Here is a 16169-nt window from a genome sequence, read left to right as displayed (position 1 = left end):
GGTTCAGAAGTTGGACTTGGCAAGACGGTTCTCCAATCTGCGCATCGCGACCGCGACCGGGTACGAGGCGGCGAGGAACAGCAGCCCGGCGAGGGTGTAGCCCTCGACGGCGCCGGTGTAGTGCTGGCCCTGGAAGGCCCGTGCCTCCGCGATCATCTCCATGACGCCGATGATGAACAGGGTCGGCACCTCTTTGAACATGGCGATGATCCAGTTGCCGACGGCCGCCGCCGAGCGGCGCGCCATCTGCGGGAGGACGATCGCGCCCCACACCCGGTGGGACGGGAGGTTCAGCGCCGTCGCCGCCTCCCACTGGCCCTTGGGGATCGCGTCGATCCCCGCCCGGTAGGACTCCGAGGTGTAGGACGCGTAGTGGAGGCCCAGCACCGTCGAGCCGACGGCGAAGGCGCTCCAGTCGGGGTTGATGTAGAGGCTCGTCGCCGTCCAGACGATGAGCACCTGCACCAGCAGGGGGGTGTTGCGGATGAACTGGAAGACCAGCGACAGCGGCCTGCGCAGCCACGCCGGCCCGTTCCGCTCGCCGATGGCGACGAGCAGGCCCACGACGATCGCGATGATCCCGGCCACGAGCGTGACCTGGAGGACCACGATGAAGCCGTCCCAGATGGCCGGGAAGATCTCCCGGAGGGTCTCGTTGCTCCAACCGGTCTGCATCAGTCGACGCCTCCAGCCGCGACGGCCGGGGCCAGGCGGCCCTTCTGCACCTTCGCCTCGATGCCGAGCCCGCGCTTGGCGCGGCGCTCCAGCGCCCGCATCCCGGTCCAGATGAGCCAGGCGAGCACGAAGTAGATGACCAGGACGACCGCGTAATGCAGCAGCCGGTCCTGCCCCGGCTGCTTGCCGAGGAGCCCCGCCAGCCAGGTGATGTCGAGGACGCCGATGACCGACACCAGCGCCGAGGCCTTGAGCAGCATGATCGCGAACGCGCACAGCGAGGGGATCATCTCCGGCCACGCCTGGGGGAGCACCACGAGCCGCAGCTTCTGGAGCGGGGTGAGGTTCAGGGCCGTGGCAGCTTCGAGCTGGCCCTTGGGGACCGCCGCGATGGCGCCGCGCACCACCTCCGACGAGTAGGCGCCGTAGTTGAACCCGAGCGCGATGATCCCGGCGACGATCAGGTAGTCGAACTGGATGCCCAGCACCACCGGCATCGCGAACGCGAACCAGAACAGCTGCACCACCACTGACGAGCCGCGGAAGAACTCCACGAACACGCGCGCCGGGGTGCGCACCGCGAGGTGCCTGGAGCCCGTCATGAGCCCGAGGCCGAACGCGAGCACGAGGGCCAGCGCCGCCGACGCCACGGTGACGCCGACGGTGACCAGGAGCGGTTCTCCGTATCGGGGGAGTGATTCGATGACCGCTTGGAAGTCCATTGGACCCGCCTCCTACTGGTAGGTGTCCGGGCAGAGGTCCTCGGCCGTGAGGCCCTCGGGGTGGTTCTCGTCGAGCGTGAAGCCGTACGGGCTGGTCAGCTCCTCCCACTTCGCGTCGTCCGCGAGGAGCTTGTCGAGCTCCTCGTTGACCGCGTCGCGGAAGTCGGAGTCGGAGGGCTGGAACACGGCCGCGCCGGCGCCGATGATGTCCTCGCCGGTGTCGGGGTCGATGAGCCAGAAGCCCTCGGAGACCTCGACCTCGGGGTCGGACTCGGCGGCGAGGCGCAGGTTCGCGCTGGTGAGCGCGATGGCGTCGCAGCGGCCGGCCTTGAGTTCGAGGATGAGCGAGTCGAGGTTGGCCTGCACGTTGATGCGGTCTTCGCCGAAGGTCTTGTCGGCGATCTCGTGCTCGCTGGTGCCGTTCATGACGCCGATGACGCCGTCGCCCTCGGCCATCGTGTTGAAGTCGGTGTACCCGCCGGGGTTCCCGGCCATGGTCATGAGCGCGTCGGGCATCACGTAGTCGGGGTTCGCGAACGCCACGGCCTCGCACCGCTCGGGGGTGATGTACATGCCGGCGATGACCATGTCGTGGTTGGTGCCCAGGCCGGTGATGAGCGAGTCCCACTCGGTGAGCTTCCACTCGATCTGGTCGGCCTTGATGCCCAGCTGGTCCAGCAGGTAGACCTGGGTGTCCACCGACTGGCCGGTGACGGCGCCGTCGTCGCCGGTGTACGCGTAGGGGGCCTCGTCGGCGTAGGCCACGCGGATGGTGCCGCCGTCCTGCGCCTCGCCGAGCAGTCCTCCGTCACCGCCGCCGTCCGTCCGCGAGCAGGCGCCCAGCGCGAGGGCGGCCGCCCCCGCTGAGCTGCCGAGGAGCAGATGACGGCGGTTCAGATGCAATTCGTTCGACACGTTGGTCGCCTCCTGAGTCGGACTCGGGTGTCTTGCCGACCCTAACGTTCTATTGTAAGTTTGTCGACAATCTGATTATCGACGTTCGATAACGAAAGCGCAAGCAATCCGGAGCGGCCCGCGCGACATCCCCGCCGGACCCGCAACCGGGGCACGACGCGGAACGTGGTGTACGGGTCGGCAGTAAGATGCTGCCCAGAAGAGACAGAGGGGAATCGGACACACGTGGCGACTCGCAGCAGCGGATTGAGCGGCCTCGAAGGCAACCGCAAGGTAGGGCGGCTCGCCCCCGTGCGCCGCACCTCGACGGTGGACCTCATCGCCGAGCGGCTCCGCGAAGCGGTCGTCGACGGCTCGCTCCCGCCCGGCACCGTCCTCGGCGAGGCCGAGCTCGCCTACCAGCTGGGCGTCAGCCGCGGGCCCCTGCGCGAGGCCATGCAGCGCCTCACCGCCGAAGGGCTCCTCGTCATCCCGCGCCGCCGCGGCCTCGCCGTCAAGACCATGACGCCCGAGGACGTGCGCGACATCCACTGGCTCCGCGCCACCATCGAGCCCGAGCTGGGCCGGCGCATCCTCACCCTCGCCGCCGCCGACCGCCGCACCGTCCTCGCCGAGCTCGGCGCCGAGGTCAAGCGCATGCAGCGGGCCCTGCGCAAGGACGACGCCCGCGCCCTCGGCGACGCCTACCTCGACTTCCACCGGGTCCTCGCCGGGTGGGGCGGGTCGCTGCGCCTCGCGCGGATGCTCGGCACGCTCCTCATCGAGACGCGCCTGTGCACCTTCTCGATGTTCGAGCACTTCGAGGTCCACCGCGACCTCGTCCCCGAGCACGTCGCGTTCGTCGAGGCTCTCGCCGCCGACGACGGCGAGCGCTTCGGCATCCTCATGCGCGCCCACCTCGAAGCCGAGGTCCGGCGGCTCCTCGCCGAACCCGAGGACGCCAAAGAGGACGAAGCGGACCGCCTGCTCGCCGAGACCCCCGACGAGCCGCAGCCGCTGGACCGCCTCGACCTCCCCGAAGGGCTCTGAAAACCCCTGCCGCCCACGGGGTATCGAACGAAGTAAATTTCCCGACTTGGCATGTTCCGTTGCTGGACTGCGGTCGGTGCAGCCGATATAACTAAAGCTCCCAGTTCGGACAAAATTCGAGACGGAGCCCATAATGTCCCTCCCCCGGCGAATCTCCACAATGGCGGCAGCGTGCGCTGTCGCCGTCGTGTCGCTCCTGGCGCTGACCAGCGGCGCCGCCCAGGCCCAGACCATCGAGTACGTCGCCCTCGGGGACTCCTACGCCTCCGGCGTGGGCACCCGCTCGTACATCGACGACGGGAGCGGGTGCTCCCGCTCCGAGTCCGCCTACCCGTCGCTCTTCGCCGACGCCGCGGGCGCCGACCTGGAGTTCGCCGCCTGCTCGGGCGCGAAGACCGGCGACGTCCTCTCCAAGCAGCTCGGCTCGCTCTCCGCTTCGACCGACCTGGTGACGATCACCGTGGGCGGCAACGACACCGGCTGGGCCGGAGTGGTCCAGCAGTGCGCCTACCCGTACCCGTGGACCTGCGACGAGGAGATCGACGACGCGGAGGCGTTCATCCGCGACCAGCTCCCCGCCAAGCTCCACGCCGTCTACGACGCCATCGAGTCGGCCGCGCCGAACGCGCAGGTCGTCGTCCTCGGCTACCCGCGCCTGTTCAACGGCGAGGAGTGCAACGCCATCACCCGCATCAGCCCCGGCGAGCAGTCCCAGCTCAACGCCGCCGCCGACCTCCTCGCCACCACCACCGGCCAGGTCGCCGCGAGCCACGGCTTCGACTACATCGACGTGCGCGACGCCTTCGACGGCCACGCCGTCTGCGACGACACCGAGTGGCTCAACGGGATCTCCTACCCGATCGGCGAGTCCTACCACCCCAACGCCGCCGGCCAGCGCGACGGCTACTACCCGCTGCTGGACGCCCTCGTCTGAGGCGCCGACGCGCGAAGGCCCCGGCTCGAACCGAGCCGGGGCCTTCGCGCGTCTTCGGGCTACTCGCCGCCCATGTCCATCATGGACTGGTCGCAGATCTTCCAGACGCCCTCTTCCTTCGCCATCTCGACGGACTCGGAGCCGTCGTAGGTCTCCTCGGACCAGCCGGTGAAGTTGAAGTCGTCGTCGTACTCGGGGAACGCGTACGTGTAGCTCATCGAGAAGTCGACCGTGGCGGTGTCGCCCTCCTCGCTCGAACCGGTGACCTCGTACGAGAAGTTCGGGTCGACCTCCGGCGGCGTCTCCACGCCCATCGACTCGTACTGGCTCGGGTCGAAGCCCGACTCGATCGTGGTCGACAGCTCGTCGATCGCGGGCTGGGCATCGGCGCACACGAAGGCGCGCAGGTCCTCGACCACCCCGGCCGCGGCGTCCGCGTCGGAGGCCGCGGCGGCGGTGAACAGCGCCTCCATGGTCTGGAGGAAGTTCTCGGCCACGACCTCGGGGGAGTCCCCGGCCGAGGGCGCATCGCCCGAGCCGCCACCCCACGGCTTCAGCACGAGCAGGACGATCGCGATGATCAGCACGACCGCGCCGCCGCCGATCCCGAGGATCAGCGGGGTCTTCGACTTCGGCGCGGGCGGCAGCGCGCCGTAGCCGGGCTGCTGGCCGTATCCCGGAGGTTGCTGCCCGTACCCGGGCTGAGCGCCGTATCCGGGCTGCTGCGGCTGCTGGCCGTACCCCGGCTGCTGCCCATAGCCGGGCTGCTGGCCGTAACCAGGCTGCTGCGGCTGGGAGCCGTACCCGGGCTGCTGGGGCTGCTGCCCGTATCCCGGCTGCTGACCGTACCCGGGCTGCTGGCCGTACGGAGGTTGCTGATTCGGGTCGAACCCCGGCTGCGGCGGGTAGGACATGACGGTTCCTCGTTTTGTCGGGAGTGTGTCGCGCCAGGCTAACACGTGCGGACCCTCCCTGAATCCCCAGAAAACGCCAAAGCCGCCGGGAACCCGAAGGCCCCCGGCGGCACAGGCGTGCACGATGCGTCAGCCCCCCTCGCCCTCGGCGGGGGACTCCTCCTCGGTCTCGTAGCGCGACACGGTGCTGTCGTCGATCACCAGCTGCTTGCGGGCCTCGAACGGGCTCAGGTCGGCGCCCCGCGGGATCATCTTGATCATCTCGTCTGGCACCGACACGGACGCCACGTCGCCGTACCCCAGGAGGGCCTGCGTCGAGTCGGTCTGGCCCTCGTCGACGATCCCGAACTGGAACCCGAGGCTGTCGATCAGGTACGTGTTGCTCTTCACCGTCGCGCCCCCGTTCGTGCGCGAGTCCGCGAGCACCGCGCGCCCCGGCGCCAGGACCGTCTGCGCGGCCAGGTTCTCGACGCTGGAGTGGATGTCGCCGTCCTCGGTGAACTCGACCGACTCCGCCGCGTCCGTCAGCGTCTTCGGCGCCGAGTCGTACAGGCCGATCCGGATATCGGTCTGGCCCTCTTCCTGGTCGGTCGGGTCGTACGTCGCGCACAGCGCCGGGCGGGAGCCCTCGGGGGCCCACACCGCGTCGCTGAGGACCGTGGTCGGGAAGAGCGCGTCGCCGAAGGTCGCCTGCGCGCCGATCGAGTCGCGCACCGTCGGGCTCACCGTCACCGGGGTGTTGTACTTCGCCTGGAGCAGGTCCTTCTGGACCTCGGTGATCGGCGCGAACTCGTCGCCCTGGTCGCTGGTCTTGAGCAGCGTGTAGAACGCGCCCGCGATCTCCAGCGGCTGGCCGTAGGCGATCGTGGCGCCGCTCTCGGACTGGACGCCCTCCTCGGAGGGCTGCGTGAAGTACGGCTCCGGCAGGACTTCCAGGGCCGAGCCCGGAAGGATCGTGTTCATCACGTTCTCGTTGACCGGCACGGCCTGGTTCGCGTTCAGGCCCAGCGAGTTCAGCACTCCGATGTCGTTGATCGGGTAGCTGCGGTCGTTCCACAGCAGGTAGTACCGCTCCTCGCCTTCCTCGGCGTCCTCGGCGACCTTGGCCAGCACCCACTGCTCGTCGCCGAGCCACGACGTGGGCGCCTCCATGTCCTGGATGACCAGCTGCGTGAGCTGGTGCGTCTCGGTGCTGCCGATCTCGCGCGGCATCGAGCACGCGTTCCAGTCCTGGTCCTGGAGGAGCTCCTCCACGGCCGGGGGCTGGGCCGGGACGTTGTCGATCCCGACCATGAACCCGCGCGGGATGTCCTTGAGCGACGTGGGCTTCAGCGTCTGCACCGGCGGGTCGCCCTGGTAGGGCTTGAGCAGCAGCAGCGCCGACGTGAAGTTCGTGACCGGCCAGAGCTTCGCGGGGTTGGTCTCCGACGGGTCCTGGCCGTCCGCGGTCGTGTAGACGTAGATCGCGGACGTGCCCTTGACCTGGATGATGTGGTTGAACTCGGGCAGGTCGTTGCCCTTGCCGAACAGCGTCGCGATCGCGAAGCCGCCGAAGACGAGCGCCAGCACCATGACCGACGCGAAGATCGAGACGCCGATGCGCCGCAGCGGCCGCTCCACCGAGTCGGGGTTCGCCAGCACCAGCGCCTGGTTCATCCGCGAGGTGATGAACTTGTGTGCGTCCACCTGCTCGCGGCGGGAGCGCATCTGTGGCATTGGAATTCGCCTCTCAGGTCGAAGGGGGTGTCGGGGCTAGCCCCGCAGCGACAGCGCGATCTCGTAGAGGTTGCAGACCCAGCCGACCAGCGGCAGGATCGACACGATCAGCAGCGCCTCGATGATGTCGAGGCTGCGGCCCCACGTGGGGGCGATCTTCTTGCCGGCCACGGCCAGGCCGTAGACCATCGCGATGAGCGTCAGCAGCGTCAGCACGCCGAGGATCACGGTCAGCCGCACCAGGATGCTGTCGCCGCTGGCGACGAACACCGCCGCGAGGGTGGCCGCGAGGCCGCCCATGCCGCCGGTGAGCATCACGATGCGCGCGGGCCGGTCCTCGACCGTGCGGGCGCGGCTGAGGAGCACCAGCGACAGGATCGTCGCGAGGATCAGGCCCGGCATCGTGCCGGAGAACGCCAGCGCGATCGCCGAGACCAGTCCGGTCACCGCCGCGAAGGAGTACAGGGCCTCCAGGTAGTTCCCGGCGTGCTCGGAGAGCTTGAGGATCCGCTTGCCGTCGATGGCCTCGGTGTCGCCCTCCTTCAGCTCCTCGGTGGTCGTGGGGAGCGTCGGGGTCGGCACCATCGCCATGGTCAGCGACAGGCGCGGCGCGGCCGGGAGGATCGCCAGGGCCAGCGGCGCGGCGATGCCCGCGGCGGTCGCGGCCGTCCCGTCGGGGATGATCATCATGAGCGCGGTCGAGACGCCGAGGACCACGGAGCCGAGGATCGTCACGATGAACACCGGGGCCGAGGCCATGTCGCCGACGGCCACCATCGCGAGGACGCTGAACAGCAGGATCGCGGAGGCCGCGATGAGCACGTGCGGGCCTTCGAGGTCGAACAGGCCGCGGTCGCCCGCGACGATGAGCAGCCCGCCGACGCCGGAGTACAGGACGGCGGTGACGCCGAAGTAGGTGGCGGCCCGCGAGTCGCCGACGGCGCGCGAGAGCAGCGCCGAGGCGCCGACCAGGATCAGCGCGATCGACAGGCCCACGATCGCGCTCGCGAGGTGGCCGGTCAGCAGGAGCGCGATCGCGCCGACGCCGAGGGCGGCGGTGCCGACGCCGACGCTGAAGCGCTTGGTCGCGAGGTGGTCCCAGCGGTTGCCGCGCTGCTCGGTCGCGGTGGCGACGGCGTCGATGACGTCGTCGAACACGATCTCGGGCTTGGCCGCGTCGGCCGGGTTCAGGTACAGCATCTCGCCGTCGCTGATCGACAGCTGCGAGCAGGAGTGCCCGGTGTCCAGGGCGTCGTCGCCGAGCCGCGAGAGGATCCAGCCGCCGTTGTCGCCGGCCTCGTCGATGTAGTACTCGCCGGCCTGGTGCAGGATCGTGGGCAGGAGGTCGGACAGGGGGATGTCAGAGGGCAATGCGAGGTCGATCCTGGTGCGAGGACTGACGATCGTCACCCTGGAGAGGGTGGCCGACTTGGTGCTCACCGCGCGAACCTCCGGGTCGGGTCGGAATCGGGGGGACTGTAAAAGGATAAATCCCGCATGCCACGGCCGGTGTACCGCCCGAGTGGCGATGCGGTTCTACCCTGTTAGTGCGATACTCGACAGAGCGCACTTATATCTTTTATACGGCAGCGCCCAGGCGGCGGCTAGCAAGCATCCTCGCCGACGCTCGCAAGGCGTCGTCTGGGCCGGCCGTTGGCAGGCGCATCCCCCGGTGAGTACAAGGACCCTCTGTGACGACCAAACTCTTCCGCAGACCGCCGCGCAAGCGCGGGCCCCAGGCCCCCCGCGGCGACATCCTCCTGGAGTCGCCGCCGGACATGCCCGACCCGCAGCCGAAGAACATCGCGCAGTATCTGATGATCCTGCCGATGCTCGCCGGTGCTGCGGCGATGGCCATGATGATGATGAGCCGCACGACCACCGGAGGCTCCGGGGGCAACAACACCATGCGCATCGCCATGGGCGCCATGATGGGCGTCTCGATGGTCGGCATGATGGCCACGAACCTGGGCGGCAACCGGGCCCAGAAGAAGGCCGAGTTCAACGCCGACCGGCGCGACTACATGCGCTACCTCAACCAGGTGCGGCGCCGCGCCCGCAAGGGCGCCGAGCGCCAGTGGCGCGCGGCCCGGTGGCGCCACCCCGACCCGAAGGCCCTGTGGTCGCTGGTGGGGTCCCGCCGCATGTGGGAGCGCCGCAGCAAGGACGACGACTCGCTGGACGTGCGCGTCGGCATCGGCAAGCAGCGCATGACGATGAAGCTGGTGCCGCCGGAGACCAAGCCGGTCGAGGACCTGGAGCCGATGACGTCGATGGCGCTGCGGCGGTTCGTCGCCGCGCACTCGAACGTGATCGACATCCCCCGGTCGATGAAGTACACCGAGGCCGCGCGGCTGGTGCTGCGCGGCGAGCGGCAGGTCGTCATGGACAACCTGCGCGCCCAGCTCGCCCAGCTCGCGGTGCTCCACTCGCCCGACGACGTCATCATCGCGGTCGTCGCGGACAACGAGCGGATGCCCGAGTGGCACTGGATGAAGTGGCTGCCGCACCTCCAGCACCCGTCCGCCGAGGACGGGGCCGGACCGGTCCGCATGTTCTTCAACACGACCACGCAGCTGGAGAACTCGCTGCGCGACCAGCTGTCGAGCCGCGGCGCGTGGTCGCCCGGCGCGACCGCGGGGGAGGGCCAGGCGCACCTGGTCGTCGTCCTCGACGGCGGCGAGGTGGACCCGACCGGGATCATCGCCGCCGACGGCATGGCCGGCGTCACCGTGTTCGACTTCTCCGGCTACCTGCCGCGCAAGCCCGGGCCGCAGATCAAGCTCTACGACGTCACCGCGGAGGAGATCTACACGGACCAGGCCGGCCGCCGCCGCGTGCTCGGCAAGCCGGACGCGCTGTCGTACAACCAGGCCGAGGGCATCGCCCGCTCGCTCGCCCCCTGGCGGCTCACCCTCAAGGGCGCCTCCGGGACCACCGAGACCGGCGACGAGGACGCCTCGCCGATGGCCGCGCCGTCGAGCCTGCCGGAGATGCTCGGCTTCAACGACGCCGCGGCGCTCGACCCGGCCGTGCACTGGCGCGAGAAGCCGATCAAGGACTACCTGAAGGTTCCGATCGGGCCCGGCCCGGACGGCGCCATCGTCGACATCGACTTCAAGGAGTCCGCGGTCGGCGGCATGGGCCCGCACGGCCTGCTCATCGGCGCCACCGGCTCCGGCAAGTCGGAGGTGCTGCGCACCATCGTCGGGTCGCTCATCGCCACCCACTCCTCGGAGGAGCTCAACTTCATCCTCGTCGACTTCAAGGGCGGCGCGACGTTCGCGGCCCTCGACGAGCTGCCGCACGTCTCCGCGGTCATCACCAACCTCGCCGACGAGATCGAGCTGGTCGACCGCATGGCCGACGCGCTCGAAGGCGAGCTGGTGCGGCGCCAGGAGGTGCTGCGCGCGACGGGCAACTTCACCAACCGGTGGGAGTACGAGAAGGCCCGCAAGGCCGGGCAGCCGTTGGACCCCATGCCGACGCTGCTCATCATCGCCGACGAGTTCTCCGAGATGCTCGTCGCGAAGCCCGAGTTCATCAACCTGTTCCTCCAGATCGGCCGCATCGGCCGCTCGATCGGCGTGCACATGCTGCTCGCCTCGCAGCGGCTCGAAGAGGGCAAGCTGAAGGGCCTGGACACGTTCCTGTCGTACCGGGTCGCGCTCCGCACGTTCTCCGCGCAGGAGTCGCGCACCGTCATCGGCTCGGGCGCCGCCTACGAGCTGCCGCAGGCCCCCGGCCACGGCTACCTCCAGGTCGGCACCCAGGACCTGGTGCGGTTCCGCGCCGCCTACGTCGGCGGGTCGTACAAGCCGCCGAAGCGGGTCGCCTCGCGCGCCGAGCGCATCGCGGCCGTCCAGCACAAGGTGCAGCGGTTCCTGCCCGGCTTCGTGGAGCTCCCGCCGGAACCCGAGGTCGAGGAGGAGCCGGAGGAGGACCTCACCACCCCGGAGGAGGCGGCGGACGACGAGGAGAACGAGAAGCTCTCCGAACTCGAAGTCATGGTCAACAACTGCATCGGGATGGGCCGCCCGGCCCACCAGGTGTGGCTGCCGCCGCTCGCCGAGCCGCCGACCCTCGACCAGGTGCTCCCGCCCCTGGAGGTCGACCCGGTCCGGGGCCTCACGCCGAAGGGCTTCTCCCTCAACGGGAAGCTCCACGCCGTCCTCGGCGAGGAGGACCGCCCGTTCGAGCAGAAGCGCAGCCCGTTCATCGTCGACCTCTCCGGCGCCCAGGGCACCGTCGCCATCGCGGGCGGCGCCCAGTCGGGCAAGTCCACGATGCTGCGGTCCATGATCGGCTCGCTCGCCCTCACCCACACCCCGCGCGAAGTGCAGTTCTACTGCCTCGACTTCGGCGGCGGCACCCTGCGCGGCCTCGAAGACCTCCCGCACGTCGCGGGCGTCTTCGGCCGGCAGGAGGAGGAGGGCGTGCGGCGCACGATCCAGGAGGTCACGAGCATCCTGGACGAGCGCGAGGCGTTCTTCACCGCGAACAAGATCGACGGCATGGGCTCCTACCGGCGCATGAAGGAGCAGGGCCGCTTCCAGGACGACCCGTACGGGGACATCTTCCTCGTCGTCGACAACTGGATGACCCTGCGCGAGGACTTCGAGCCGTTCGTGGACCAGGTCCGCGCGATCGGCAACCGGGGTCTGGCGTACGGCGTCCACGTCATGGTCACCTGCACCCGCTGGGGCGACATCCGCATGAACATGCGGGACATGTTCGGCCTGAAGCTGGAGCTGAAGCTCACGGACAACATGGAGTCCGAGATCGACCGCAAGGCGGCGGCGAACGTGCCGAAGAACCGCCCCGGGCGCGGGCTGTCGCTCGCGAAGCTCCACATCCTCGCCGCCGTCCCCCGCATCGACGGGATCCGCGACGGCGACGACCTGCTCCCCGGCGTCGAGGACTTCGTCAAGAAGGTCAAGCAGGCGTGGCGCGGGCAGCCGTGCCCGCCGGTGCGCCTCCTGCCGAAGCAGCTCCACGTGGCCGACTTCCTCAAGGCCGTCGACCGCACGAAGCCGGGCATCCCGATCGGCCTCAACGAGGCCGGGCTCAAGCCGGTGTACCTGGACTTCGCGAACGAGCCGCACATGCTCATCTTCGGCGACTCCGAGTCGGGGAAGACGAACCTGCTGCGGCACATCGCGCGCGAGATCCAGGCGAACTACACCGCCGACGAGGCGAAGATCATCATGGCCGACTACCGGCGCGGCATGCTGGAGGAGATCCAGAAGCCGACGCTGCTCGACTACGCCATGTCCGGCAAGCACTTCGAGGGCTCGGTGAAGAACCTCAAGGGCCCGATCGAGAAGCGCCTGCCGGGCGACAACGTCACGCCCGCGCAGCTGCGCGACCGCTCCTGGTGGACCGGTCCGGACCTGTACCTGCTCATCGACGACTACGAGATGGTCGCCCAGCGCGTGAACCCGCTCATCGCCATCCAGGAGCTGATCCCGGTCGGGCGCGACATCGGGTTCCACGTCATCATCGCCCGCCGCTGCTCCGGCGCCGGGCGCGCGATGATGGACCCGATCGTCGGGCAGATCAAGTCGCTCGAATCCCCGGGCCTGCTCATGAGCGGCCGCAAGGAGGAGGGCGCGATCTTCGGCAAGCTCAGGCCCAGCCCGCAGCCCTCGGGCCGCGGCACCCTGGTGCGCCGCAAGGACGGCGAGCAGCTCATCCAGACGACGCTGCTCCCCCCGAACGGCTCGTCTTAGGGCCCGCCCTAGACGCAGAGGAGCGGGGCCGCCCACCGGTGCAACCGGGGGGCGGCCCCGCAGCGTACTACGCTCGTACCGGTGCGAGCCCCCTTCGCACTCCCGCACACCGAGGGCCCGAATGAACCCACTGCTCACGCCCCCCGAGCTCGACCCTGCGCCGCTCGCGCGACCCGGCCGCCCGGCCCGGCCGCCGCTCGGGGTGCTCGCGATCCAGGCGCTCCTGCTCGCCGAGGCGGCCGCGGTGATCGCGGTGTGGCTGTGGTCGTGGCGCGGCGTCCAGGCGTACGCGTGGCCCGGCGTCGACAACGGCCTCGCCGAGCGCGGCCTCGCGTACCTGCTCGTCCTCGCCCCTTCGGTGCCCGTCAACGTCCTCGCCGCGATCTGGCTCGGCCGCGGCGGGCGCCGCGCCCGCCTCTACCTCGCCGCCGCCGGCTCCCTCGCGCTCGTTCAGGTCGTGCTGCTCCTGACGCCCTCGGCGATGCCGGTGCGGCAGGCCATGAGCGACGGCGCCGCCGAGGTCGCGGGCGTGTTCCTCGCCGCGACGGCCCCGATCGTGTTCCTCGGCGCGGTCCTCGCCGTCACCGCGAAGGCCCGCGGCTGGCTCGGCGCCGAACCCGACCGCCCGCGGGGGCGCATCGCCGGGATCGAGACCGCCGTGTGGTCCCTCGCGCTGCTCCTGGCCGTCGCCGCCGGGGCCGAGGTGCGCCAGTGGGCGCTCGCGGCCGCCGAGCCCGGCGACCCCCGCGGCGTCCACACCGAAACGGGCACTTGGCAACGGCTCGAAGACGCGGTCGGCGAGACGACGGACGCGCTCCCCGCGTTCTCCGGGTTCGCGGCCCGCACCGTCGAGGTCGCCTCCTGCGGCTACCGCACCCCCGCGGGCCTGGAGACGTTCCGGTACAGCCTCACCTATGAGCTGCGCACCGCGGACTTCCCCGCCTACGAGGCGGCCGTGCGCGACTTCTGGGCCGAAGGGGACTACGCGATCACGTACGACGGCGCGACCCTCGACGGGGTCCGCCGCATCACCGCCGAGCGCTCCGACGAGATCGCCCTCGGCTACACCGGCGGCGACGCGCCCGTGCTGACCGCCGCCAGCGGCTGCGTCGAACGCGTCGACCCCGAGCCCGCATGCGTGCCGCCCCAAGGGGACCCGACCACCGACATGGTCCGCGGCATCGCATGCCGGGACTGACTCAGAGCGACGAGTAGTCCGCCTCGCCGTCCGCGGCGCCCTTCGGAATCCCCTCCGGGAAGTACTCGCCGACGAGGTCGCCCGGGCCGCCCGGGGCGATCCCGCCCGCGGGGGGCACGTACTCGATCTCCCCGCGGTCGCTGCGCGGCACGCACCCGGACTGCACGACCAGGCCCACGACGCCCGAGACGCGGTACCAGAGGTTGACGCCGTCCTCGCGGAGCGCCTCCACGTTCCGGTCGGTGCGGCCGGACGCGAGCGTCACCGCATCGTCCCGGTGCACGTCCAGCCCGTCCTCGGCCCACCGCCCGCGCAGCGCGTCCGCGTACGTCTCGCGCACCAGCGGATCCGACCACAGCTCCTGGGCGAACATGTACGAGATCTCAACGCCCACATGCGAGGGGTCCTCGGCGCCTTCATGCGTGCAGGGCAGCTCGTGCCAGGTGCGGGAGGCGAACCCGGGGAAGTCGGGCAGCGCCGCGACCGCATCGGCGACGGCGGCCTCCATGGGGGCGTACGCCTCGGCCTGCGTGTAGCGGGCCTCGGGCGGTTCGGGTGCGGTCATCGAGCATCCTGCGAGCGGTAGTAGGAGTGCGAAGGCAAGGGACCTCACCTGACGCCGCTGGTCTGACCGGTGACGATATACGCCATGTTGTCGCGGGCGGCGTTGCGGGGATGGCCGTTGTCGCCGTCCCAGTAGGAGGAGTGGTTCTCCACGTTGTCCTTCCACAGCTCCTCGATCCCGTCGGCGTCCCGGGTCGCGTCGCTGCGGAACGTCCTGCCGCCGAACGCGTCCGAGACCGGATCGGTGCCGTGGATGAGATCGTCGTGATCCGAGGTGAAGTACCCGACCGCGCCGCCGATGAGCCCCCCGACCGGCCCGCCGAGCAGCCCGCCGCCGCCCCCGCCGAGGACGGTGCCGATCGTGTCCTCGCGGGCCCAGCCGATGATGTCCTCCTCGTTCCTGGTGGCCCACACCCGGTCCGGAGGAATCCCCAGGTCCGCGGCCGAGTCCACGCCCACCCCGGGGGAGCCGACGAACACCATGTCGTCCACGTCCAGCCCGGCGTCGCGCGCGGCGATCCCCACCGTCGTCGACCCGTAGGAGTGGCCCGTCATCGTCACGTGCGAGCTCCCGTCCTCGTCGACCGCGCGCATCCCCGCGGCGAACGACGACAGGTCCTTCGCGGCGTCCTCCGCGTACCGCTTGTCCATCGCGTGCGGCACGACCTCGTCGGGCGCGTCGTAGCCCAGCCACAGCACCGACGCCGTTTTCGCGTCCGGGTCCGCCCAGTACGCGTCCGCGGCCATGAGCCCGGCCCGGTCGACGCTCCCGCCGACGTTCCCCAGGTCGGCCCCGGTGCCCGGCACCAGCACCGACACGTTGTCGGCCTCGTCGGGGTTCCCGATCGCGACGATCGCGCGCCCGTCCTCGGCCGAGGAGTACCCGAGCAGGTAGTGGTCGAGCGCGGGCCCGCCCGCGCCGATCCGGTACGGCTCCTCGATCCTCGACTGGAGGCCCGTCAATCGCTCCTGCGTCCCCTGCAGGTCCGCGAGCCGCTTCTGGAGGTCCTCGTTCCCGGGGTCGGCCGCGAGCCGGTCCTCGACCGCCTCGATCTCGTTCTCGCGCCGGTTGATCTCGCCCTCCAGGAGGGTCCGGTTGGCGTCGTCCCTGATCCCCGAAGGGATGCCGTCGACCTGCGCGAGGAGTTCAGGCCGCGCCTCCAGCAGGCCCTGCTGCTCGAACGGCGACAGGCCGTCCCACCATGCGTTCACCTCGGCCGGGCTCGCGTCCCGGTCGAGCATGTCCTGGAAGTCGTCGGCCAGCGCCACCCCCGCCGCGAGCTCCGAGCGCTCGCCCGCATCGGTGGTCCCGGCGATTGCGGCCACCGCCGCGTGCAGGGTCTCGTCGGCCTCGGCGACCGCGTCGAGGATCGCCTCCATGCGCTGCTCGAACGCCGCGACGTCGGCGGCCTTCCCGGTCGCGACCCCGTCGGCGTCCACCGACAGGCCCTCCGGCACCGACGCGAGCAGCTCCAGGAGCTCCTCCTGCCGGTCATTGAACACCGCCACCGCGTCCTCGATCGCCGCCGCGATCCGGCGGCACTCGCCCGCCCGCTCCACGGTGTCGTCGCCGATGAGCTTCACCCGCGACCGCACCTCCTCGGCCACCGTCCCGGTCCACTGGGACTCGCCGATCTGCCTGCGCCGCAGGTCGTCCAGCTCGGACTCCCGCTCCTCCATGCGCCCGGCCTGCGCCCGCCACTGCTCCCCGACGGCCGCGAGCGGCCCGAAGTCGGCGTCCCGCAGCGCGCCGTACGTGATCCCCACGGC

At 70.6% G+C, this 16169-nt stretch carries 12 protein-coding genes; 4 read left to right on the top strand and 8 right to left on the bottom strand.

Annotated elements, in window-relative coordinates; genetic code table 11:
* Positions 1-3: 3 nt before the first annotated feature.
* Genes B0I28_RS25745 through B0I28_RS25735 form a run of 3 tightly spaced genes read right to left on the bottom strand, consistent with a single transcriptional unit; the run spans position 4 to position 2312 of the window.
* Complete coding sequence (locus tag B0I28_RS25745; protein WP_106366738.1) at positions 4-675, bottom strand: amino acid ABC transporter permease; 672 nt, start codon at positions 673-675, stop codon at positions 4-6.
* A complete protein-coding gene (gene ehuC, locus B0I28_RS25740) occupies positions 675-1397 on the bottom strand; it encodes an ectoine/hydroxyectoine ABC transporter permease subunit EhuC (RefSeq protein ID WP_106366737.1) in 723 nt (240 codons plus the stop codon). Before ehuC ends, B0I28_RS25745 begins: the two co-directional genes overlap by 1 nt.
* Before the next feature lie 12 nt (positions 1398-1409).
* The gene (locus B0I28_RS25735) at positions 1410-2312 is read right to left on the bottom strand and encodes a transporter substrate-binding domain-containing protein (RefSeq protein WP_106366736.1); all 903 of its coding nucleotides are present in this window, start codon (positions 2310-2312) and stop codon (positions 1410-1412) included.
* Positions 2313-2537: 225 nt separating this feature from the next.
* Between B0I28_RS25735 and B0I28_RS25730 the strand changes: the two genes are divergently transcribed.
* Positions 2538-3341, top strand: coding sequence for a GntR family transcriptional regulator (locus B0I28_RS25730; protein WP_181245973.1), 804 nt, complete (start codon positions 2538-2540; stop codon positions 3339-3341).
* Positions 3342-3501: 160 nt separating this feature from the next.
* Complete coding sequence (locus B0I28_RS25725) at positions 3502-4275, top strand: SGNH/GDSL hydrolase family protein (protein ID WP_106366734.1); 774 nt, start codon at positions 3502-3504, stop codon at positions 4273-4275.
* Between the two features lie 59 nt (positions 4276-4334).
* Here B0I28_RS25725 and B0I28_RS27725 read toward each other — a convergent pair whose 3' ends face one another.
* The 3 genes from B0I28_RS27725 to eccD all read right to left on the bottom strand — a co-directional run bounded on the left by B0I28_RS27725 (position 4335) and on the right by eccD (position 8345).
* A complete protein-coding gene (locus B0I28_RS27725; protein ID WP_219926992.1) occupies positions 4335-5189 on the bottom strand; it encodes a hypothetical protein in 855 nt (284 codons plus the stop codon).
* Between the two features lie 129 nt (positions 5190-5318).
* A complete protein-coding gene (eccB, locus tag B0I28_RS25715) occupies positions 5319-6905 on the bottom strand; it encodes a type VII secretion protein EccB (protein WP_106366733.1) in 1587 nt (528 codons plus the stop codon).
* A gap of 36 nt (positions 6906-6941) precedes the next feature.
* Entirely contained in the window at positions 6942-8345 is a 1404-nt protein-coding gene (eccD, locus tag B0I28_RS25710) for a type VII secretion integral membrane protein EccD (protein WP_181245972.1), read from the bottom strand.
* Positions 8346-8596: 251 nt separating this feature from the next.
* On the opposite strand from eccD, the gene eccCa reads away from it, so the two are divergent.
* Both eccCa and B0I28_RS25700 read left to right on the top strand, forming a co-directional pair.
* Positions 8597-12637, top strand: coding sequence for a type VII secretion protein EccCa (gene eccCa, locus B0I28_RS25705; RefSeq protein ID WP_106366731.1), 4041 nt, complete (start codon positions 8597-8599; stop codon positions 12635-12637).
* A gap of 121 nt (positions 12638-12758) precedes the next feature.
* Positions 12759-13835 carry a hypothetical protein gene (locus B0I28_RS25700; RefSeq protein ID WP_106366730.1) on the top strand — a complete coding sequence of 359 codons (1077 nt, stop codon included), beginning with the start codon at positions 12759-12761 and terminating at the stop codon, positions 13833-13835.
* A 1-nt stretch (position 13836) separates the two neighbouring features.
* Here the strand turns inward: B0I28_RS25700 and B0I28_RS25695 are convergent, their stop codons facing one another.
* A complete protein-coding gene (locus B0I28_RS25695) occupies positions 13837-14400 on the bottom strand; it encodes a hypothetical protein (RefSeq protein ID WP_106366729.1) in 564 nt (187 codons plus the stop codon).
* A gap of 44 nt (positions 14401-14444) precedes the next feature.
* Positions 14445-16166 carry an alpha/beta hydrolase gene (locus B0I28_RS25690; protein WP_106366728.1) on the bottom strand — a complete coding sequence of 574 codons (1722 nt, stop codon included), beginning with the start codon at positions 16164-16166 and terminating at the stop codon, positions 14445-14447.
* Positions 16167-16169 lie beyond the last annotated feature (3 nt).

It is taken from the genome of Glycomyces artemisiae, assembly GCF_003002955.1.
Lineage (GTDB): Bacteria > Actinomycetota > Actinomycetes > Mycobacteriales > Micromonosporaceae > Glycomyces > Glycomyces artemisiae.
Note: the sequence above shows the minus strand (reverse complement) of the source record. Positions and strands in the feature narration are given on the sequence as shown.